Annotated in this window: 14 protein-coding genes; 10 read left to right on the top strand and 4 right to left on the bottom strand. The window is 75.3% G+C overall.

Annotation, left to right across the window (positions count from 1 at the left end):
• Window positions 1-25: 25 nt before the first annotated feature.
• From T328_RS30365 to T328_RS30380, 4 genes are read left to right on the top strand one after another with little or no spacing between them, the layout of a single operon-like run.
• Window positions 26-967, top strand: coding sequence for an ABC transporter permease (locus T328_RS30365; RefSeq protein WP_496499451.1), 942 nt, complete (start codon window positions 26-28; stop codon window positions 965-967).
• Complete coding sequence (locus T328_RS30370; RefSeq protein ID WP_496499421.1) at window positions 967-2,997, top strand: dipeptide/oligopeptide/nickel ABC transporter permease/ATP-binding protein; 2,031 nt, start codon at window positions 967-969, stop codon at window positions 2,995-2,997. The genes T328_RS30365 and T328_RS30370 overlap by 1 nt, the downstream gene beginning before the upstream one ends.
• Window positions 2,994-4,133 carry an oligopeptide/dipeptide ABC transporter ATP-binding protein gene (locus tag T328_RS30375; protein WP_496499422.1) on the top strand — a complete coding sequence of 380 codons (1,140 nt, stop codon included), beginning with the start codon at window positions 2,994-2,996 and terminating at the stop codon, window positions 4,131-4,133. Before T328_RS30370 ends, T328_RS30375 begins: the two co-directional genes overlap by 4 nt.
• Window positions 4,130-5,059 carry a dihydrodipicolinate synthase family protein gene (locus T328_RS30380; RefSeq protein ID WP_496499423.1) on the top strand — a complete coding sequence of 310 codons (930 nt, stop codon included), beginning with the start codon at window positions 4,130-4,132 and terminating at the stop codon, window positions 5,057-5,059. The genes T328_RS30375 and T328_RS30380 overlap by 4 nt, the downstream gene beginning before the upstream one ends.
• 81 nt (window positions 5,060-5,140) lie before the next feature.
• Here T328_RS30380 and T328_RS30385 read toward each other — a convergent pair whose 3' ends face one another.
• The 3 genes from T328_RS30385 to T328_RS30395 all read right to left on the bottom strand — a co-directional run bounded on the left by T328_RS30385 (window position 5,141) and on the right by T328_RS30395 (window position 13,404).
• Window positions 5,141-7,492 (bottom strand): MMPL family transporter, encoded by a 2,352-nt coding sequence (locus tag T328_RS30385; protein ID WP_496499424.1) that lies wholly within the window; start codon window positions 7,490-7,492, stop codon window positions 5,141-5,143.
• Window positions 7,493-7,637: 145 nt separating this feature from the next.
• The gene (locus T328_RS30390) at window positions 7,638-12,041 is read right to left on the bottom strand and encodes an ATP-binding protein (RefSeq protein ID WP_496499425.1); all 4,404 of its coding nucleotides are present in this window, start codon (window positions 12,039-12,041) and stop codon (window positions 7,638-7,640) included.
• Window positions 12,042-12,186: 145 nt separating this feature from the next.
• Window positions 12,187-13,404 carry a sialidase family protein gene (locus tag T328_RS30395; protein ID WP_496499426.1) on the bottom strand — a complete coding sequence of 406 codons (1,218 nt, stop codon included), beginning with the start codon at window positions 13,402-13,404 and terminating at the stop codon, window positions 12,187-12,189.
• Window positions 13,405-13,645: 241 nt separating this feature from the next.
• On the opposite strand from T328_RS30395, the gene T328_RS30400 reads away from it, so the two are divergent.
• Complete coding sequence (locus T328_RS30400; protein ID WP_496499427.1) at window positions 13,646-14,884, top strand: MFS transporter; 1,239 nt, start codon at window positions 13,646-13,648, stop codon at window positions 14,882-14,884.
• A gap of 81 nt (window positions 14,885-14,965) precedes the next feature.
• On the opposite strand, the gene T328_RS30405 is transcribed toward T328_RS30400, so the two are convergent.
• The gene (locus T328_RS30405; RefSeq protein ID WP_496499428.1) at window positions 14,966-16,621 is read right to left on the bottom strand and encodes an FAD-binding dehydrogenase; all 1,656 of its coding nucleotides are present in this window, start codon (window positions 16,619-16,621) and stop codon (window positions 14,966-14,968) included.
• A 151-nt stretch (window positions 16,622-16,772) separates the two neighbouring features.
• Here T328_RS30405 and T328_RS30410 point away from each other — a divergent pair, with 151 nt between their 5' ends.
• The 5 genes from T328_RS30410 to T328_RS30430 all read left to right on the top strand — a co-directional run bounded on the left by T328_RS30410 (window position 16,773) and on the right by T328_RS30430 (window position 21,569).
• Window positions 16,773-17,171: a YidH family protein gene (locus tag T328_RS30410; RefSeq protein WP_496499429.1), complete on the top strand. Its 399-nt coding sequence runs from the start codon at window positions 16,773-16,775 to the stop codon at window positions 17,169-17,171.
• On the top strand, window positions 17,168-17,476 hold the full coding sequence (locus T328_RS30415) for a DUF202 domain-containing protein (RefSeq protein WP_496499430.1): 309 nt from the start codon (window positions 17,168-17,170) through the stop codon (window positions 17,474-17,476). The genes T328_RS30410 and T328_RS30415 overlap by 4 nt, the downstream gene beginning before the upstream one ends.
• Window positions 17,477-17,654: 178 nt before the next feature.
• On the top strand, window positions 17,655-19,037 hold the full coding sequence (locus T328_RS30420; protein ID WP_496499431.1) for an MBL fold metallo-hydrolase: 1,383 nt from the start codon (window positions 17,655-17,657) through the stop codon (window positions 19,035-19,037).
• 267 nt (window positions 19,038-19,304) lie between these two features.
• The gene (locus T328_RS30425; RefSeq protein ID WP_496499432.1) at window positions 19,305-20,327 is read left to right on the top strand and encodes a phosphotransferase family protein; all 1,023 of its coding nucleotides are present in this window, start codon (window positions 19,305-19,307) and stop codon (window positions 20,325-20,327) included.
• Window positions 20,328-20,333: 6 nt separating this feature from the next.
• Window positions 20,334-21,569, top strand: coding sequence for an acyl-CoA dehydrogenase family protein (locus tag T328_RS30430; protein WP_496499433.1), 1,236 nt, complete (start codon window positions 20,334-20,336; stop codon window positions 21,567-21,569).
• Window positions 21,570-21,601: the final 32 nt, after the last annotated feature.

Genomic DNA, 21,601 nt, shown 5'->3' on the forward strand with positions numbered 1-21,601 from the left:
CACGTACGTGGCCCAGATCGCCAGGATGCTGCTACGCCGCATCGCCCTGCTCGTCCCGCTGATGCTCGGCATCGTGCTGTTCGTCTTCCTCGTCATGCGCTTCTCGGACATCGATCCGGCGGTGGCGCACTTCCAGGGCGCCAACCCCTCAGAACAGCAGCTCGACGACTACCGCGAGGAGCACGGACTCAACGACCCGCTGCCCGTCCGCTACGCCGCGTTCGTCGGCGACCTGCTGCGGGGCGACATGGGTCTGAGCGTGCTCAACGGCAGACCGGTCATCGACCAGGTGACCACCGCGCTGCCCCTGACCATGCAGCTCACCTTCCTGGGTCTCGCCATCGCCATCGTGCTGTCGGTGGTCTTCGGGGTCACGGCCGCGATCTACCGCGACCGGGCCCCGGACCAGCTGATCCGCATCGTGTCGCTGGTCGGCGTCGCCGCCCCCGCCTTCTGGGTGGCGCTGCTGCTGATCCAGTATCTGGCGGTGGACTGGGGGTGGTTCCCCTCCGGGGGGTACGTGAATCCGGGCGACTCCTTCACGGGCTGGCTCAAGACCATGACGCTGCCGGCCATCGCACTGTCGCTGCACGTCGCCGCGCAACTCACCCGTATCGTCCGCACGGCGGTGGTGGAGGAGCTGGACAAGGACTACGTGCGCACGGCGATCGGCAGCGGGCTGCCGCCGGTCGTCGTGGTCGGCCGCAACGTGCTGCGCAACTCGCTCATCAACCCGCTGACCGTCCTCGGCCTGCGGGTGGGCTACCTGCTCGGCGGCGCCGTCGTCATCGAGACGATCTTCTCGCTGCCCGGCATGGGCACGCTGATGATCAACGCGGTGAAGAACGGGGACCCCGCCGTCGTGCAGGGCGTGGTGCTCACCATCGCGGTGGCGTTCGTCGTCGTCAACCTGGTTATCGACATCCTCTATCTGCTGGTCAACCCCCGTCTGAGGAGCGCCGCCTGATGCTCACCACCCTCGGGGGCCGCAAGCAGCTCACGGAGCGGCTGTCCCGGCCCGGCCTGCGGCTCCGCGGGCTGAAGCGGCTGCCCTGGATGTCCCGGATCTCACTGGGGCTGCTCGCCCTGGTGGTGCTGGTCGCGGTGTTCGCGCCGCTGCTCGCCCCGCACGACCCACTCGACCAGCAGGCCCAGGCCGACGGCACCGGGCACCCGTCCGGCGACCACTGGATGGGGCAGGACAGCCTCGGCCGCGACATCCTCAGCCGGCTGATGTACGGGGCCCGCTGGTCGCTGGTCATCGGGCTGGGCGCCACCCTGCTGGGGCTGGTCGCCGGGGCGATCCTCGGCGCCGTCGCCGCCACCTCCCGCAAGGCGGTGGACGAGTTCGTGATGCGCTGCCTGGACGTCGTCATGGCGTTCCCGGGGATCGCGCTGGCCGCGGTGCTCGTCGCCGTGTTCGGCGGCAGCATCCCGGTGCTGGTGTGCGCCATCGCGTTCCTCTACACGCCGCCGATCGCGCGGGTCGTACGGGCCAACGTGCTCGACCAGTACGGCGAGGACTACGTGACCGCGGAACGGGTCATCGGGGCCCGTACGCCGCACATCATCGTCAAGCACGTCGCCATCAACTGCGCCGCGCCGATCCTGGTGTTCTGCACGGTGCAGGTCGCCGAGGCGATCGTCTTCGAGGCGTCGCTGTCCTTCATCGGCGCGGGCGTCCGGCCGCCGGACCCGTCGTGGGGCAGCGTCATCGCGGACGGCAAGAACATGGTGCTGCTCGGCGGCTGGTGGGCCACGGTCTTCCCGGGCCTGCTGATGCTGCTGACCGTGCTGGCGCTGAACATCCTCTCCGAGGGCATCTCGGACGCCTGGGCGGCACCCGCTTCCCGGCGGGCCGAGAGCACGGTGGTCAAGGAGGCCGGCGCCGAGGACCGGATCGAGGCCGCCGTGCCCGGCACCGGCAAGGTGCTCCAGCTGCCCGGGCTCGCCGAGGCCGCCCGGCGGCTGCGCGAGCGGGCCCGGCCGCTGCCCGGCGGCGAGCCGGTGCTGTCGGTGACCGACCTGGCCATCGGCTTCGACAAGCGGCACGCGGGCGTGGACATCGTCGACGGCATCAGCTTCGACATCCGGCCCGGTGAAGTCCTCGGCCTCGTCGGCGAGTCGGGCTGCGGCAAGTCGCTGACGGCGCTGACGGTGATGGGCCTGGAGCCGGCGGGCGCGCGCGTCCGCGGCAGCGTCGTCTTCGACGGCCGGGAGCTGATCGGCACGCCGATGCGGGTACGCCGCAAGCTGCTCGGCCACGAGATGGCGATGATCTACCAGGACGCGCTCAGCTCGCTCAACCCGGCGATGACCATCCGCGCCCAGCTGAAGCAGCTGATCCGGCGCGGCGGCACGCGCACGGCGACGGAGCTGCTGGAGCTGGTGGGCCTGGACCCGGACCGTACGCTGCGCAGCTATCCGCACGAGCTGTCCGGCGGGCAGCGGCAGCGGGTGCTCATCGCCATGGCGCTGTCGCGCAACCCGAAGCTCATCGTCGCCGACGAGCCGACCACCGCGCTCGACGTCACGGTGCAGGCGCAGGTCATCGAGCTGCTGCTGCGGCTGCGCGAGGAACTGGGCTTCGCGCTCGTCCTGGTCAGCCACGACCTGGCGCTGATCTCCGACGTCACCGACCGGGTGGTGGTGATGTACGGCGGGCAGATCGTCGAGACCGGCGTCACCGCCGACCTGGTGGAGGCGCCGGCCCACCACTACACGCGCGGGCTGCTGGGTTCGGTGCTGTCGCTGGAGTCGGCCCAGGAGCGGCTGACGCAGATCCGCGGCGTCGTGCCCTCGCCGGCCGACTTCCCGGCCGGCTGCCGGTTCGCCGACCGCTGTCCGATGGCGAGCGGCGCCTGCCTGGACACCGCGCCGGAGTTGGTGGGCGAGGAACGTAAGCACGAGGTGGCGTGCCACCACCCGGCGGTCGAGCCCGCCGTCCAAACGACGCCCTCCCCCGCGGGCGGGGCGGAGAAGGAGGCGCTGCGATGAGCGCGAAGGAGGGCGGCACTCGACCGCTCGGCGAACTGGCCAAGGGCGAGCCCCTGGTCGAGGGCGGCGGCCTGGCCGAGGGCGGCGGTGCGGCGGCGGGGCTGATCACCGTACGGGACGCGCACGTGGTGCACCGGGCGCGCACCGGCGGGCTGTTCTCCCGCGACCGGGTGTACGCGCTGACCGGCGCCGACCTGGCGATCGCGGCGGGCGAGACGGTCGGCGTGGTCGGCGAGTCGGGCTGCGGCAAGTCGACGCTGGCGAAGGTGCTGGTCGGGGTGCAGCGGCCGACGGCCGGCACGGTGGAGTTCCGGGGCCGCGACATCTGGGAGATGGACGGCGGCGAGCGGCGCACGGCCATCGGCACCGGCACGGGCATGATCTTCCAGGACCCGTCGACGGCGCTCAACCGGCGGCTGCCGGTCCGGCAGATCCTCCGCGACCCGCTCGACGTGCACCGCCGCGGCACGTCCGCGCAGCGCACCGAGCGGGTACGGGAGCTGATGGCGCTCGTCGGCCTGCCGCCGGTGCTCGCCGACGCGCTGCCCGGTCAGCTGTCCGGCGGCCAGCGGCAGCGGGTGGCCATCGCCCGCGCGCTGGCGCTGGAGCCGGATCTGGTGGTGGCCGACGAGCCGACCTCCGCGCTCGACGTCTCCGTACGCGCGCAGATCCTCAACCTGCTGCTGGAGCTGAAGGAGCGGCTGAACCTGGCGCTGGTGTTCGTCTCGCACGACATCCAGACGGTGCGGCGGATGAGCGACCGGGTCATCACCATGTACCTGGGCCGGATCGTCGAGGAGGCGCCGGCGGTGGCGCTGGGCTCCGGGGGCGACTCGCCGGCGGAGCGCGGCACGGACACCGCCCGGCACCCGTACACGCGGGCGCTGTTCTCGGCGACCCCGGGGCTCCTCGACCCCATCGACCCGATCCCCCTCGTCGGCCCCGTGCCGTCGGCGACCCGGCCGCCGAGCGGCTGCCCGTTCCGTACCCGGTGCTGGAAGGCGACGGAGGAGTGCGCCGCCTCCATGCCGCCGGTCACGCAGGCGGCGCACGCCCACCGGTTCCGCTGCCACCATCCGGTGGCCGCCGCGGAGAGCACCCGCGACCTCGTGATCCAAGCGAAGGAGAGCGCATGACCCGTCCCACCCACCTGACCGGCGTCGTACCGCCCGTCTGCACCCCCCTGACGCCGGATGCCGAGGTGGACACCGCCTCGCTGATCAGGCTGGTGGACTTCCTCGTGGCGGGGGGCGTCGACGGACTCTTCGTCCTCGGCTCCTCCTCCGAGGCCGCCTATCTCCGGGACGAGCAGCGCAGGACCGTGGTGGACACGGTGGTACGGCACGTCGGGGGCCAGCTGCCCGTGCTCGCCGGCGCGATCGACATGACGACGCCGCGGGTGCTCGACCACGCCCGCAGCGCGCTCGACGCCGGCGCGGACGCGCTGGTGGTCACCGCGCCGTTCTACACCCGCACCCACCCGGCGGAGATCGACCGGCACTTCCGCGAGGTCGCCAGTCGCACGGGCGCGCCGGTCTACGCCTACGACCTGCCGGTGTCGGTGCACACCAAGCTGGGCCACGACCTGGTGCTGACGCTGGCGGCCGACGGGGTGCTGGCCGGGCTCAAGGACTCCAGCGGCGACGAGACGGGGCTGCGCCGCGTCATCGTCGGCGTACGGGACAAGGTGGCGGGGTTCTCCGCCCTGACGGGGTCCGAGACGATGGTGGACAGCGCGCTGGCGATGGGCGCCCACGGCGTCGTACCCGGCCTCGGCAACGTCGACCCGCACGGCTACGCGCGGCTGTACCGCAGCGCGCGCGAGGGCGACTGGGAGGCGGCGCGGACCGAACAGGAGCGGCTGCTCACGCTGTTCGGGATGGTGCGGTCGGGCGACCCGGCGCGGATGGGCATGAGTTCGTCCGCCCTCGGCGCCTTCAAGGCGGCCCTGCACCTGCGCGGGGTCATCGACTGCCCGGCGACGATGCTGCCGCAGATCCCGCTGGACGCCGAGGAGGTGCGGCGGGTGGAGAAGCACCTCGCCGCGGCGGGGCTGCGCTGACGGGGGCTTCCGCAAGCGCCGTACGGCGACGGGAGGGGCGGGGGCCACACGGGGGTGGGCCCACCGCCCCTCCCGCCCGTCTCATCCCCCGCCGCCGACGGGGATCCGCCCCTTGCCGCCGTCGGGCACCGGGGCGTCCGGGTCGTTCGCGGCAGCCGGGGCGTCCGGGTTCGCGGGTGCGGCGGTGGGGGCGGGCGGTTCGAGGTGCAGCTCCGGCAGCAGCCGGTCCGCCCAGCGGGGCAGCCACCAGTTGGCCCGCCCGAGGAGCGTCATCGTCGCCGGCACCAGCACCATGCGGACGATCGTCGCGTCCGCCAGCACCGCCACCGCCATGCCGACGCCGATCATCTTCACCGTCACGTCGGGGTCGATCGCGAAGCCGGTGAACACCGCGATCATGATGGCCGCCGCGCTGGTGATGACGCGCCCGGTCGCCGCGAGGCCGCGTACGACGCTGCCGTGCGGGTCGCCGGTGGCCAGCCAGTCCTCCCGGATCCGGGAGAGCAGGAAGACCTCGTAGTCCATGGACAGGCCGAACAGGATGGTGAACATCAGGATCGGCACCCAGCTGGACACCGGCACGTCGTGGGGCAGGCCCAGCAGCTGGGCGCCCGTGTCGGTCTGGAACACCACGGTCATCACGCCGTACGCCGCGGCGACAGACAGCAGGTTCATCACCGCCGCCTTCAGCGCCACGACCGGGGCCCGGAAGAGCACGGTGAGCAGCAGCAGCGAGAGTCCGACGACGAACGGGATGACCACCCACAGCCGGGTGGAGAGCCGGTCGGAGATGTCGGCGAAGACGGCGACCACGCCGGTGGCCTCGGCGCCTTCGGGCAGCACGTCGGCGCGCAGCCGGTCCAGCAGGTCCTGCGTGCGCTCGTCCTGCGGTCCGGTGGTGGGGGTGACGACGATGACGGCGGCGCCGCGGGCCTCGTTGAAGCGGGGCGGCGACACCGCGGCGACGCCGTCGGCGGCGGCCAGGTCGTCGCCGAGCGCGGGCAGGGTGTCCGCGGGCGTCCGCGCGAGGTCGACGGCGATCTGCAGCGGGCCGTTGGCGCCCTCGCCGTACTCGGCGGCGATCAGGTCGTACGCGCGCCGCGTGGTGTTGGAGTCCGGCTGGCTGCCGGCGTCCTGCGGCCAGGTGCGCATGCCGAGGACCGGGGAGGCGAGCGCGAGCAGCACGACGAGGGCGGCGAGACCGGCGGCCAGCGGGCGCTTGGTGACGGCGCGGGCCCAGCGCTCGGTGAGGGTGGCGCGCGGCGGCGCGGGCGCGGCGGGCGGCTGCGGCGCGGCGGGCTCCGCAGGCTGGACGCCCTTCGCGGGCTGCTCGGGCTGCGCGGCTTGTGCGGACTGTGCGGCCGGCGCGGACTGTGCGACTTGTGCGGACTGCGCGGCTTGTGCGGCTTGTGTGGACTCTTCGGCGCGTACGAGACCGAGGCGCTCGGCCCGGGGCAGCACGCGGTGCCCGGCCAGCCCGCACAGCGCCGGCACCAGCGTCAGCGCGGCGGCCATGACGGCGATGACGGTGCAGAAGGTGGCGTAGCCGAAGGACGCGAACACCGCCACCGTGCTGAGCCGGAGCCCGAAGAGGGACAGCAGGACGGTGGCGCCGGCGATGAGCACGGAAACCCCGGCGGTGGCCGACGCCTCCGCCGCCGCGGCCCGCGGCGCGAGGCCGCGGCGCAGCCCCTCCGCCTGCCGGCCGACGAGCAGCAGCGCGTAGTCGATGCCGACGCCGAGGGCCACCATCGAGGCGACGGTGGGCGCGATGTTGCTGACGTCGGTGGCGGCGGAGAGCAGCGCGACGCCGGCAAGCCCGACGCCGAGGCCGGCGATGGCGACGACCAGCGGCAGCCCGGCGGCGGTGAACGAGCGCAGCGCGAACAGCAGGATGACCAGGGCGGCACCGACGCCGATCATCTCGGCGGTGATCGCGGGCTTGGTGACGTTCTCCGGCACCTGCCCGCCCAGCTCGACGTCCAGGCCCGCGTCCGCGGCGGGGGCGGCGGCGTCGCGCAGCGCGTCGGTGCCCTCGGAGCCCTTGAAGTCGGTGACGGGGATGCGGTAGTTGACGGTGAGCAGCGCCGTGTCCCCGTCGCGCGAGAACACCGGTTCGTCGACCACGGACACGCCCTCCAGGCCCGCGAGCCGCGTGCGCACGTCGGCGAGCACACCGGTCGGCAGGTCGTCGCCGGAGTCACCGTGGACGACGACGCGCGCGCTGGTGCCGGACATCTCCGGGAACGCGTCGGTGAGGAAGTCGGTGCCCGCCTGGGAGGGGGTGCCCGCCACGCGGTAGTTGTCGTGCGGGGTGCCGCCGAACGCCCCGGCCAGGGCGAAGAACGCGGCTATGGCGACGAGCCAGGCGGAGACCGTCCGCCAGGGGTGCGCCGCGCAGGCGCCGCCGAGGCGGCCGAGCAGTCGGGTCATGACCGTTCCTTGGGCAGATCGGCAGGTCCATCGGTTCCGGGCACACGGTGCCGAGGGCTTCTTGCAGGCGTCTTGGAGAACTCTTGGAACGGTCCGGAACGGTCCGGAACGGTCCGGAGCAGGCGGAACGGGGCTCCGGCGCCGCTCAGCGCGGCCGGGCGAGCGCCGCGCGGGCGTTCTCCGCATCCGCCAGCCACTGCGGCGCCTGCCAGCGGCGCGCGACGACGGCGGCGTGCGCGTAGTGGGCGTCGGCCTCCTCCGTACGGTCCAGCAGCAGGGCGAGGTCGCCGAGCGTCTGCGCGACGGGCCGCATCGCCAGGCACATGCTCGCGGCCCCCGCGACCACGTCGCGCAGCGGCAGCAGCTCCGCCAGCAGGTCCGGGGCCTCGTCCCGCTCCGCCAGCGCGACCACGGCCAGCGCGCGGGCCGTCAGGAAGAGCGAGTAGAAGAAGTCCTGCCTGATGGGCGGCCGTTCGGCGCGTACGGCGCGGGCCTCGTCCGGGCGGCCGGCGTCGATCAGGGCCAGCGCGAGCGAGTCGCCGGCGAGCGCCCCGTACACCGGCAGCGCCTCCAGAAGCTCCGGCAGCGCCTCCGCGGGCTGGCCCTTCCGCCAGCACAGCGCGAAACGCGACACGGTCCGCATGGCCTCCGCGTGCGGGGACCCGTTGGCACGCAGCCGGGCGACCGCGCCGGCGTAGCCCTGCTCGGCCGCCGCGAGGTTGCCCTCGGCCATGCGCAGCGCCGCCAGCTGTACGTTCCCGACCGCGGCGGGCTCGCTGAGCCGGTGGGTCTCGGCGATCTCCAGCCCGCGGGCGACGTGCCGGCGTATCGACGCGACATCGCCGCGGACGGCGGCGGTCCCGGCGGCCAGGTATTCGGCGAACCAGGCGTACGTGGGCATGTCGTGGTCGGCCGCGAGCTGCGCCAGCTCGGCGGCGACCTTCTCGTGCGGCGCGGGGTCGAACTCCCAGTCCATGACCCGGCTCCGGGTGGCGAGCACCTGGGCGAGCAGCGCGGGGTCGTCGAGTCCGCGGGCCAGGTCGACGGCCTCGGCCGCCGCCGCACGCGCCGCGTGGGCCGGGCCGGCGGCGGCGCTGTCGAGGGCGGCGGCGAGGGCCTCCAGCAGGCGGCAGCGGGTGGCGTCGTCGCGCGTGCCGTCCGCCAGCAGCCGGCGCAGCGCGGCGGCGGACCGGGTGTCCTCGTGCGCGTAGGTCCGGCGCTCCCAGGCGGTGGGCTCGGTCCAGGCGGTCAGCGCCTCGACGAGCAGGTCGTCGCGGCCGTGCCGCTCGGCGACGTCCATGGCGCGGGCGCGGATGCCCTGCGCCTCGACGACCGCGCCGCCGCGGGCCCGCGCCTGCAACTGCAGCCCGAGCAGGGCGACGAGGCGGGCGGGGGCGTCCTCGCCGGCGAACGCGGCGGGGTGCCGCTCGACGCGGGCGGCGGCCTGGGCCAGCAGCTCGGCGGCGGTGTCGTGCGCGTAGCGGCGGCCGGCGAGGCCGGCGGCGCGGACGGCGTAGTCGACGGCGGTGCGGGCGGTGGCGGTGCCGGGGGCCTTCAGGTGGTGGTGGGCGATGGCGGAGACGTCGTCGGGGCGCAGCTCGCGCAGGGCGCGGCCGAGCGCGGCGTGCAGCCGGGCGCGGCGGAGGCCGCTGGTGTCGGCGTAGAGGGTGTCGCGGACGAGGGCGTGGGCGAAGCGGATGCGGCCGGGGCCGGGTTCGGTGAGCAGCCCGGCGGCGAGGCCGGCGTCGAGTGCGTCGAGGACGGCGTCTTCGGCGGCGGGGTGGTGGGGCGGGGGTGGGGCGGCGTTGTCGGCGGGCTCGGCGGGGGGTGCGGTGGCGTGCGGTGTGCCGGTGGGTGCGGTGGCGGGCGGTGCGGCAGAGGGTGCGGCGGCGGGCGGTGCGGCAGAGGGTGCGGCGGCGGGCGGTGCGGCGGCGGGCCGTGTGCCGGTGGGTGCGGCGGCGGGCGGGGTGGCCGTTCCTCCTGCCGGTTCGGCGGCCGGGTCGGAGGGCTCGGCGGCCGGTTGGGCGGCGGGCCCGCGGGCCGGTGCGGTGGCGGGCCCGGCGGCGAGTACGGCGACGGCTTCGGTGGCCGGTTCGGGGCCGGCGCCCGCGCCGGAGGCGGCGGCGCGGACCAGCACCTCGACGTCTGCCTCCCGGCCGGCCGCGGCGGCGAGCCGCAGCACGGACAGCGCGGCGGGCGGCAGCCGGTCGAAGCGGCGGCGCAGCACGTCGCGTACGCCGTCGGGCACGGCGCGCAGCACGTCGGCGACCACGGTGCCGCCGGTGAGCATGCGGGCGGTCTCCAGCAGGAAGAACGGGTTGCCGCCGGTGCGTTCGGCGAGGGCGGCGGCGGTCGGGGCGTCGACGGGGGCCAGGGCGCGTACCAGCCGTGCGGCGTCGGGCGGCGCGAGCCCGTCGAGGGGCAGCCGCACGGGGGCGCGGCGGGCGAGGACCGCCTGCACGGCGGCGAGGTCGCCCTCGTCCGGGCGGTGGGCGACGACGACCAGGAGCCGGCCGGCGGGCGGGTCCTCGGCGAGGCCGGCGAGGAGCGCGAGGGTCTCGCGGTCGGCGCGGTGCAGGTCGTCGAGGAAGAGGGCGAGGGGCCGTTCGCGGGTGGCGGCGGCGAACCAGGTACGGCAGGCGCGGTGCAGCCGGAACCGGTCGCTGGCGCGCCGCGCCTCGGCGTGCGGGCCGGGGTCGAGCAGCGGGGCGAGGTCGTCGGCCAGCCGGGGGTCGGGCGGCGCGTACCGCGCCAGTCGGCGGGCGATCTCCTCCCACGCCCAGGCCGGCGGCGCCCCCTCGGCCTCGGGGCAGCGGCCGACGGCGGTGACCCACCCCCCGGCCGCGAGCCGCCCCGCGCACTGCTCCAGCAGCCGCGATTTCCCGGCCCCGGCCTCCCCCGCCACCAGTACGAACCGCACCGCCCCGGCGACCGCTTCGCCGGCGGCCACCCCGAGCGCCGCCAACTCGGCCTCGCGGCCGACGAAGAGCGCGGGCGCCTCGGGCGGCGGGCCGACGGGGTGCGGCGCGGCGGCGCCGGGGGAAGAGGACAGGAGGGCGGAGGCGGGGGCGAATGGCTGGGGACCGCCGCCCGGCGCCGGTTCGCCACCGTCGGTGTGCGGGCCGGCCGCAGGCCGCGCGGCGGGGGCGCTACGGAGCGGCGGGTGTTCGCCGACCGGGACAGCCGGAGACGACGGGGCGGCACCGTGGTGCTCCCGAGTCCCTGGTCCGGTCACGTCGGACGTTGCAGGCCCGGCGGGCACCCCGTCGCGGGCCGGCGCCCCGGGTACCGCTGCCGGCACCGCCGGTTCGGCGTGCGCGTCGCCAGGCACCGGACCGGGGCAGACATAGTCGCCCCGGCCGCCCAACGCCGCGGGCCCGGCACCCGGCGACGCAGGGGGTTCGGGGGCGGTGGTCGGGTCCGGGCCGGCGAGCCCCGCCCGCTCGGCCGACGCCGACGACGGACCCGACTCAAGCCCGGAACCCGGCAATCCGCGGTCCTCGGAAACACCGGCCGGAACCGGTCCGACAGGCTCGGCCGCCTCGGCCGGCCCCGCAGAGGCAGGGTCCGCGTCGGGGAGCGCCGACACCGGGCCCGGCTCTGCGGCCTCAGAAGCCGGTGGCGGACCACCACGCACCGAGGCCGATCCTGCCGCCCGAGAGACCGGCGACAGACCACCTCTCACCGGATCCGACCCTCCCGCCCCGGAAACCGACAGACCACCACCCACCGGCACCGACCCCACCGCCCCAGAGCCCGGCTGCAGTCCACCCCCCACCCGGTCGCGCAACGCCTCCCAGCGGCGGTTCAGGATGGCCTCCTCCAGCGCCGTCAGCTCCGGCCCCGGCTCGATGCCCAGTTCCTCCGCCAGCCCCCGCCGCACCCGCCGCAGCGCCGCCAGCGCGTCGGCCTGACGGCCGTCCGCCCACAGGGCCAGCACCAGCAGCCGCCAGCCCTCCTCCCGCAGCGGCTCCTCGCCCGTGAGGGCCTCCGCCTCCGCCACCGCCTCCGCCGAGTGGCCGAGGCGCAGGGTCGCCGCCGCGTGGGTCTCCCGGGCGGTCAGCCGCAGTCCGCCGAGCCGGGCGGCCTCGACCGCCGCCCACGGCGCGTCGGCGAACTCCGCGTACGCCTCGCCGCGCCACAGCCGCAGCGCCGCCTCCGTCTCCGTACGCGCTCGCCCCGGGTCCGCCGCGAGGAGGCTCCGCGCCCGGGTGAGCGCCCGCTCAAACCGCCAGGCGTCCACCGCCTCGTCGGGCGGCCGGAAGGCGTAGCCGGGCGGGGTGCTCACCAGCAGCCGGCCGGGGGCGCGGCGCGAGCGGCCGGGCTCCAGCTGGCGCCGCAGGTGGGAGACGTACGCGTGGAGCGAGGCCCGCGCGCTCGGCGGCGGTTCGCCGCTCCACAGGTCGTCGATCATCCGGTCCGCGGAGAGCGTCGCGCCCCGCGCGGTCAGCAGCAGCGCGAGCACGGCACGCTGGCGCGGGCCGCCGAGTTCGGCGGGCGCGCCGTCGACATCGGCGGCGATCGGGCCGAGGACGCCTATCGCCACCACAGGGACGATTTTAGGTCGCGCCCGCCGCCGCCGGTGCGCCGGGGAAGCCCCGGCGCCCGGCGGCGGTCGAGCGGCACACGGCCGACCGGCCGTCAGGCACCGTCGGCCGCCGTCAGCCGGCGCCTCCGGCCCGTGGGCCGCGCCGTCAGTCGAGGTCCCCCAGGTCGAGCCGGCGGAACTCGATGGTCTCGTACGAACCCGCGGCCCCCGTCTCGTACAGGACGCCGATCGTCCGGCCGCTCACCTGCACCAGGTCGGAGTATGCCGCCGGCTGCTGCGACAGCGTCGTCACCTTCGTGAAGTTGCGGCCCGCGTCGTCGCTGCGCCAGACCGCCATCTTCTCCCGCTTCTCCGGGTTCGACGGCCCGGAGAACAGCAGCGGCGCGTCCCGCCCCGCCGGCTGCAGCACGCTGGCCTGGACGACGGGCACCTCGTTCAGGTCCGGCTGCACCTCGTACGGCCGGTCGAGGCTCGCGCCGCCGTCGCCGGAGTAGGAGTCGAGGCGGTTGCCGGCCGAGGTGCCGTTCTGGTCGCGGGTGCTGAAGTAAAGGCGGCCGTCGGGGAGTTCGGCGGCGATGTTCTCGTTGCTGTTGATCTCCCCCTCGTACGCGTCGTCGATGAAGCCCAGTTCCCAGGTGCGGCCGCCGTCGTCGCTGTAGATGGCGTGGGCGCCGTAGTACTTGGCCTCCTGCCCGGTGTCGGCGGAGCCGGCCGGCGGGCTCGTGGAGTGGTTGGACGGGATGACGAGCCGGCCGCGGTGCGGGCCGTGGCTGAGCGCGACGGCGTGCCCCGGCCCGGTCGCGTACCAGCGCCACTGCGGCAGCTTGACGTCGGCGGTGATCTCCCGCGGCTCGTCGAAGGTGCGGCCGTCGTCGGTGGAGCGCTGCACGAAGACCCGCCGGCTCTGCTCGGCCGTGACCTCGCCGCGCATGATCTCGTCCTCGGTGACCTCGCCGCTGTTGTACGAGGTGACCAGCACCAGGTCGCCGGTCTCCGGGTCGACGACCGGCGCGGGGTTGCCGCGGGTGTCGCCGCCGCCGGCGGCCACGACGGACATCGGGCCCCAGGTGCAGCCGCCGTCGTCGGAGCGGCGGACGACGACGTCGATGTTGCCGGTGTCCCCGGCGCCGCCGACGCGGCCCTCGGCGAAGGCGAGGAGGGAGCCGGCGCGGGTCTTGACGGTGGCGGGGATGCGGTACGTGTCGTAGCCGCCCTCGCCGGATCTGTACGGCACGGAGGACGTGCAGCGGGCCTTGCCGGCGGCCGTGGCGCCGGCGTCGGCCGCCGCCGTGCCGGGGCCCGCGGCGAGGGTGCCGAGGAGGGCGGTCGCGGAGAGGAACAGGAGGCTGGTTGCGGCGCGCATGCGGTGACTCCCGAGGTCATGGGACGTAGGAGGTGGGATGTCCAATCGCAAAAACGTAGAGGCAGCGGCGGCGGGAGGCAAGACCCCGGGCCGCGGGAAAGATCGGTCCCGCGCACGGGGCAGTTGCGCGTTCGTGTGCGATCGTGGGCGGGAATCGACCTGACTGAGCATGGGAAACGGGCCACGGTCGGGGCGGACGGGCCCGGGCGCGCAGGGCCGACGGGCGGGCGGAGGAGGCCGGGTGGCGGGCACGGGCGAGATACGGCGGGCGCGGTACGCGGTCGCGGCGGTGTTCGCCGCGCACGGCGCGGTCACCGGCAGCTTCGCCACCCGGGTCCCGTGGGTGCAGGACCACGCCGGGATCAGCGCCGGCCAACTCGGCCTCGCGCTGGCGATGCCCGCGCTCGGCGCCGCCACGGCGATGCCGCTCGCCGGCCGCATCAGCCACACCTTCGGCGCCCGCCGCGCGCTGCGCGGGCTGATGGTCATGTGGTGTCTCGCGCTCGTGCTGCCGGCCGTCGCGCCCGGGCTCGCGACGCTCTGCGCGGCCCTGTTCGTGTACGGCGCGACCGCCGGCATGGCGGACGTGGCGATGAACGCGCTCGGCGTCGACGTCGAGCAGCGGCTCGGCCGCTCGATCATGTCCGGACTGCACGGCATGTGGAGCGGCGGCGCGCTCGCCGGCTCGGCCGCCGGCACGGTCGCCGCCCACACCGACCTGGACGGCCGGGTGCACTTCGCGATCGCCGCCGCCGTCCTCACCGCGGTCTCCGCCGTCGCCTGCCGGTGGGTGCTGGCGCCCGTCGCGCACGCCGACGAGGAGCCGCCGCCGCACTTCGCGCTGCCGCCGCGCTCGGCGCTGCTGATCGGCGCGGTCGGGTTCTGCGCGGTGTTCGCCGAGGGCGCCAGCCTGGACTGGTCGGCGGTCTACCTGCGCGACGAGATGGACTCCTCCGCCGGCCTCGCCGCCGCGTGCACCACGGGCTTCGCGCTGACGATGGCCGTGGCCCGGCTGGTCGGCGACGCGGTCGTGGAGCGCCTCGGCCCGGTACGCACGGTGCGCGCGAGCGGGGTGCTGGCGACGCTCGGCGGGGTGCTGATCGTCACCTCCTCCGTCCCGGCGCAGGCGATGGCCGGGTTCGGGCTGCTGGGCCTCGGCATCGCGGTCGTCGTCCCGGTGGTCTTCGCGGCGGCGGCGCGGTCCGCCAACGCGCCGAGCCAGGCGATCGCCGGGGTGGCGACGATCATGTACGCCTCGGGGCTGATCGCCCCGGCGGCCATCGGGCAGGTCGCGGACGCGACGTCGCTGACGGTGTCGTTCGGGCTGGTGACCCTGCTGACCTCGGGGCTCGTCGCGGGCGCGGGGCTGCTGCGCGGGCGGCACTCGGAGACGTCGGAGACGAAGGCCAGGGCGCCCGGGCCCGTACCCCATCCGGCTCCGGGTCCGGGTCCGGCTCCCGCGCCGAAAACGGACTCGTAGGCGAGGCGCGTACGCAACAGGGCGCGCGTACCCAACAGGGCGCGCGTACGCAACGGCCCGCTGCCGCGGGTCCGTACGCCCTCAGCCGACCGCCTTCGCCGCCGCGCGGCCCGCGGCCCGGCCGGAGAAGAGGCACCCGCCGAGGAACGTGCCCTCCAGCGAGCGGTACCCGTGGACGCCGCCCCCGCCGAAGCCGGCGGCCTCCCCGGCCGCGTACACGCCCGGCAGCGGCTCCCCGCCCTCGGTGAGCACCCGCGACGACAGGTCCGTCTCCAGCCCGCCGAGGGACTTGCGGGTGAGGATGTTCAGCCGTACGGCGATGAGCGGGCCGTTCTTCGCGTCGAGGAAGCGGTGCGGCGAGGCGGCCCGGATGAGCTTGTCGCCGAGGAAGTTGCGGGCCCCGCGTACCGCGGTGATCTGCATGTCCTTGGTGTAGGCGTGGCCGATCTCGCGGTCGCGGGCGGTGAGGGTGCGGCGCAGCGCCTCCTCGTCGATGAGCTTGTCGCCGGTCAGCTCGTTCATCCGGCGCACAAGGGTGCCGAGGTCGCGTTCGACGATGAAGTCGGCGCCGTGGTCCATGAACGCCTGCACCGGGCCGGGCGCCCCGGAGCGCGCCCGGCCCAGCACGTCGCGCACGCTCTTGCCGGTCAGGTCCGGGTTCTGCTCGCTGCCGGAGAGCGTGAACTCCTTCTCGATGACCTTCTGGCTGAGCACGAACCACGTGTACTCGTAACCGGACTTCATGATGTGCTCCAGCGTGCCGAGCGTGTCGAAGCCGGGGAACAGCGGCACCGGCAGCCGGCGGCCGGTCGCGTCCAGCCACAGCGACGAGGGGCCGGGCAGGATGCGGATGCCGTGCCGGGCCCAGATGGGGTTCCAGTTCTCGACGCCCTCGGTGTAGTGCCACATGCGGTCGCGGTTGATCAGCCGGCCGCCGGCGGCGCCGGCGACGTCCAGCAGCAGCCCGTCGACGTGCGCGGGGACGCCGGAGAGCAGCTTGTCGGGCGGGGTGCCGAGGCGCTTCGGCCAGTGGGCGCGGACGAGGTCGTGGTTGCCGCCGATACCGCCGGAGGTGACGACCACCGCCTGGGCGCGCAGTTCGAAGGTCCCGGCGACCTCCCGGCTGCTGGCCTTGCCGCGCTCGGCGTCGCTGGGTTCGAGGATCTCGCCGGTGACGGTGTCGACGGCGCCCGCGCTGCGGGCGAGGCCGGTGACGCGGTGGCGGAAGCGCAGGTCGACGCGGCCCAGCCCGGCGGCCTCGCGTACCCGCCGCTCGAAGGGGGCGACGACGCCGGGTCCGGTGCCCCAGGTGATGTGGAAGCGGGGTACGGAGTTGCCGTGGCCCTCCGCGTCGTAGCCGCCGCGCTCGGCCCAGCCGACGACCGGGAAGAACGACATGTCCATGGAGCGCAGCCAGGCGCGCTTCTCGCCGGCGGCGAAGTCGACGTACGCCTCGGCCCACTTGCGCGGCCAGTGGTCCTCGGCGCGGTCGAAGCCGGCGGTGCCGAGCCAGTCCTGCCAGGCCAGCTCGCGGCTGTCGCGGATGCGCATCCGGCGCTGCTCGGGCGAGTCGACGAAGAACAGGCCGCCGAACGACCAGTGCGCCTGGCCGCCGAGCGCCTGCTCGGGCTCCTGGTCGAGCAGGATGACCTTGCGTCCGGCATCGGCCAGCTCCGCGGTGGCGGCGAGGCCGGCGAGCCCTGCTCCGATCACGATCACGTCGGCGTCGTACGCCATGGCTGCCGCCCCTCCGAAGGTTACCGGTCGGTTTAGATCCTGTTGACCGGACCCCCGCCCGTCAACCGCCGGACGCGGGGCTCTTTTCCGGCGCGGGGCCGGGGTGGGTCGGCCTCGGGGTGTGCGGGGGCGTTCGGTTAGGGTCGAAGCCGTGAGCGACCCCGAGCGTCCGACCGCCGTCCGGCTGTGGTTCTCGCCCCGGCGACTGCGCGCCGAGGGGAGCACCCCGGACTACCGCTTCTCCCTCGCCAACGAACGGACCTTCCTCGCCTGGGTACGGACCGCGCTGGCGCTCGTCGGCGGCGGCATCGCCGCGGACCAGTTCCTCGACGACATGAACGGCCCCACCCGCACCACCATCGCCGCCGTGCTGCTCGTGGGCGGCGCGTTCTGCGCGGTACGGGCCGTCAACCACTGGATCCGCTGCGAGCGGGCGATGCGCCGCGGCGAGGACCTCCCGGAGTCCCGCTTCCCCGGGCTGCTGGCGGTGGGCACGGCGGTGGCGGCGATCGCGCTGATCGTGGCGGTGCTGGTCGGGACCGGCGGGTGAGCGACGCCAGGGACCCCGCCGCGCAGCCGGAGCGGACGCGCTTCGCGTGGCGGCGTACGACGCTGGCGTTCGCCATCGTGGTGGTGCTGGAGATACGGCGGGTGCTGGTGGACGGCGGCTCGCCGAGCGGGTACGCGGGGCTGTCGCTGGCGCTGTGCACGTGGCTGGTGTTCCTGACCGCCGGCCAGCGGCGGATAAGCCGACTGGCCGACGCCGCGCCGCCGGTGATGGCGCCGGGACTCGTGCTGGGCTCGGGCCTGTGCGTGGTGGCGTCGGCGACGTCCGCCGCCGTGCTGCTCTTCTGACGCCGCGCCGAGGGCTGCCGGGGGCGCCGGGCCGGTGTGGGGGCCGTGCCGCCACCGGTGCCGCCGTCCGGACGTCGCCTTGTCGCTTCTGTGCGGCTTCGGCACCCCACCCGTGTCCGCCCTAAGCTCGCAGGCAGCACCGCGCAGCAAGAGTCGTTTTCCCGAGGGGGACGTGCGCATGGCCGTCACCGTGCCGCTTATCGTCGTCATGGGGGTGTCCGGCTGCGGCAAGACCACCGTCGGCCGGGAACTGGCGGAGCGGTTGAGCGTGCCGTACGCGGACGGCGAGGACATCGGCCGGGAGGCCGGCCACTCCGGCGCCTTCGACGAGCCGCCCGACGGCGGGCCCGACGACGCCGTCGCCGGCTGGCTCCACAGGCGGGCCGCGAGCGGCGGCGTCGTGAGCCGGCCCGCCCTGCGCCGCCGGGACCGCGACCGGCTCGCGGCGGCCGTGCCGGGGCTGTACTTCCTGCACCTGGACGGCTCACGGGAGCTGGTCGGCAAGCGACTGGCGGAGCGCAAGGAGCTGTTCGTGCCGCACGACGTGTTGGACGCGCAGTTCGCGGCGCTCGAACCGCTGGCGGCCGAGGAGCACGGCGCGGCGGTCGGCATCGACGGCACCCCGGCGCAGATCGTCGACCGCGCGGTCGACGCGGCCCGTACGCCGTACTGCGTGCAACTCGCCACCGGCGTGCACGCCTACGTCCAGCCGGACGGCGGCTGGTGCCTGAGCAACGCGGGCTTCGTCAGCGACGGCACGACCACCCTGCTCGTCGACACCGCCGCCACCGAGCCCCGGGCGCGGCTGCTGCGCGAGGCGGTGCTGGCCAGCGGGGCGCCCGACCCGGCGCTCGTGATCAACACCCACCACCACGGGGACCACACGTACGGCAACAGCGTCTTCGCCCCCGCGACGGTCGTCGGCCACGCCGCGTGCCGGCAGCAGGTGCTCGCCGCGGGGCGCCAGCTGGAGCTGGTGTGGCCGGAGGTGGAGTACGGGGACGTGCGGCTGACGGCACCGGACATGACGTACACCGAGTCGATGACGCTGACCACGGGGGGCGCGGAGGTGCGGCTGCTGCACCCGGGTCCGGCGCACACGGTCGGCGACACGGTGGTGTGGCTGCCGGAGCAGCGGATCGTCTTCGCCGGGGACATCGCGCTGTGCGGCGGGACGCCGTTCGTCGCGTTCGGCTCGCTCGGGGGGTCGCTGCGCGCGCTGGAGCGGCTGCGGGCGCTCGGCGCGGAGACGGTGGTGCCGGGGCACGGGCCGGTGACAGACCCGGGGGTGTTCGACGCGGTGGAGCGCTATCTGCGGTACGTCGGCGAGCTGGCCACGGCGGGCCGGGCGGCGGGGCGGACGCCGCTGGAGACCGCGCGGGCTGCGGACCCGGAGACGGTGTTCGCGGAGCTGCGGGAGCCGGAGCGCCTGGTGGCGAACCTGCACCGGGCGTACAGCGAACTGGCCGGCGAGCCGGAGGGGCACCCGCTGGACCCGGCGGAGCACTTCGCGGACATGGCGACGGTGAACGGCGGCAGGATGACGCCCTGCCACGCGTAGCGCCTGCGGCGGGCACGGCGGGGTGGGCACGGGGTTGGTGGGACGTGCGGAACCCGGCGGCGAGGCCCGGCACGACGGCCGCACACCTGCGGCGGACACGGCGGGGGCAGGCACCCGGTTCCTTGGTGCAGGCGCAGGTCCGGACCTGCGGAACCCGACATCGGGCCTGGGCGGCCCTGGACGGCATACCGACCGGTCGGCATTATGGACCCGGGTCCCCGCCCCGGGCCCGACGACCGCCATCCGCCGCCCCCGGAGGGACCCCGCATGAGTGACAACCATCCGCCCGGCCTCGACCTCGACGCGCTGCGCCGCCACCTCGACGCGCAGCTGCCCGGGCTCGTCCGCGGCGGGCTTCGCGCGCGGCTGATCGAGGGCGGCCGGTCCAACCTCACGTACGCCGTCACCGACGGCACCGGCGCCTGGGTCGTCCGCCGGCCCCCGCTCGGCCATGTCCTCGCCACCGCACACGACATGGGCCGCGAGCACCGCGTGCTCACCGCCCTGCACGCCACCCCCGTCCCGGTGCCGCGGACGTTGCTGCTCTGCACCGACGACTCCGTGCTCGGCGCCCCCTTCTACGTCATGGAGTTCGCCCCCGGCACGGCGTACCGCGCCGCCGGGCAGTTGGAGGAACTCGGCCCCGCGCGCACCCGCGCCGTGGTCCTCGGCCTCGTCGACACCCTGGTCGACCTGCACGCCGTCGACCCCGGCGCCGTCGGCCTCGGCGACTTCGGCCGCCCCGACGGCTTCCTGGAGCGCCAGCTGCGCCGCTGGGGCAAGCAGCTCGATGCCTCCCGCAGCCGCGAGCTGCCCGGCATCGACGAGCTGCACGACGCCCTCGGTCGCGACCTGCCGCCCGCCGCCGCGCCCGCGGTCGTCCACGGCGACTACCGTCTCGACAACGTCCTCGTCGACGGCGACGACGCCGTGACCGCCGTGCTGGACTGGGAGATGTCGACGCTCGGCGACCCGCTCGCGGACCTCGGTCTCCTCGCCGTGTACAGCGCCCCCGTCGGCAGCCCCGACTCCCCCGTCTCCACCACCGCCGACGCCCCGGGCCACCCGACCGCCGCCGAGATCACCGCCCGCTACGCGGACCGGTCCGGCCGGGACGTGTCCCGCGTGTCGTGGTACACGGCCTTCGCGTACTTCAAGCTCGCCGTGATCCTGGAGGGCATCCACTACCGCTTCACCCTCGGCCAGACCGTCGGCGGCGGCTTCGACCGCATCGGCGAGGTCGTGCCCCGCTTCATCGCGGGCGGCCTCACCACCCTGCAGAAAGGCTGACCGGCCATGGACTTCGCACCCGACCCGCGCACCGAGGAGCTGCGCGAGCGCCTGCTCGCCTTCATGGCCGAGCACGTTTATCCGGCGGAGCCGGTCGCCGTCGCGCAGCTCGCCGGGCAGGGCGACCCGTGGGTGCACCCGCCGGTCGTGCACGAACTGCGCGCCGAGGCGCGCCGGCGCGGGCTGTGGAACCTCTTCCTCCCCGACACCACGTACGGCGCCGGCCTGACGAACCTGCAGTACGCGCCGCTCGCCGAGATCACCGGCCGCAGCCCTCACCTCGCGCCGCTCGCCCTCAACTGCAGCGCGCCGGACACCGGGAACATGGAGCTGCTGGCCCAGTTCGCCACCCCCGAGCAGCGCACGCGGTGGCTGGAGCCGCTGCTGGACGGCGCCATCCGGTCCGCGTTCGCGATGACCGAGCCGGCCGTCGCCTCCTCCGACGCCACGAACATCGAGACCCGTATCGAGCGGGACGGCGACCGTTACGTCGTCAACGGCCGCAAGTGGTACATCTCCGGGGCGATGAACCCCGACTGCGCCGTGTTCATCGTGATGGGCAAGACTGCCACCGGCGCAGGCCACGAAGGGACGGACATCCGCCGTCAGCAGTCGGTGGTCCTCGTCCCGCGCGACACCCCGGGCCTCACGGTCCGCCGCGCCATGCAGGTCTACGGCTTCGAGGACCATCTGCACGGCGGGCACGCCGAGATCGTGCTCGACGACGTACGGATCCCGGCGGCGAACCTGATCGGCGAGGAGGGCGGCGGTTTCGCCATCGCGCAGGCGCGGCTCGGGCCGGGGCGCATCCACCACTGCATGCGGCTCATCGGCATGGCGGAGCGGGCGATCGAGCTGATGTGCCGGCGGGCGGTGGACCGTACGGCGTTCGGCAAGGCGCTGGCGCGGCAGGGCGTGGTGCAGACGTGGATCGCGGACGCCCGGGTGGCGGTGGAGCAGCTGCGGCTGCTGGTGCTGAAGACCGCGTGGCTGATGGACACGGCCGGCAACCGGGGGGCACACACGGAGATCCAGGCCATCAAGATCGCCGTGCCGCGGGAGGTCGTCGGCATCCTGGACCGCGCGGTGCAGCTGCACGGCGCCGCCGGCATCAGCCAGGACACGCCGCTGGCCGAGCTGTGGGCGGGCGCGCGCACGCTGCGGCTGGCGGACGGGCCGGACGAGGTGCACCAGCGGTCGCTGGCGCGGCGGGAGCTGAGGAAGTACGCGACGGGCGGGTGAGCGCCGCCGGGTGCGGGACGGCGGGTACGTGC

This window comes from Streptomyces sp. CNX435 (assembly GCF_059570575.1).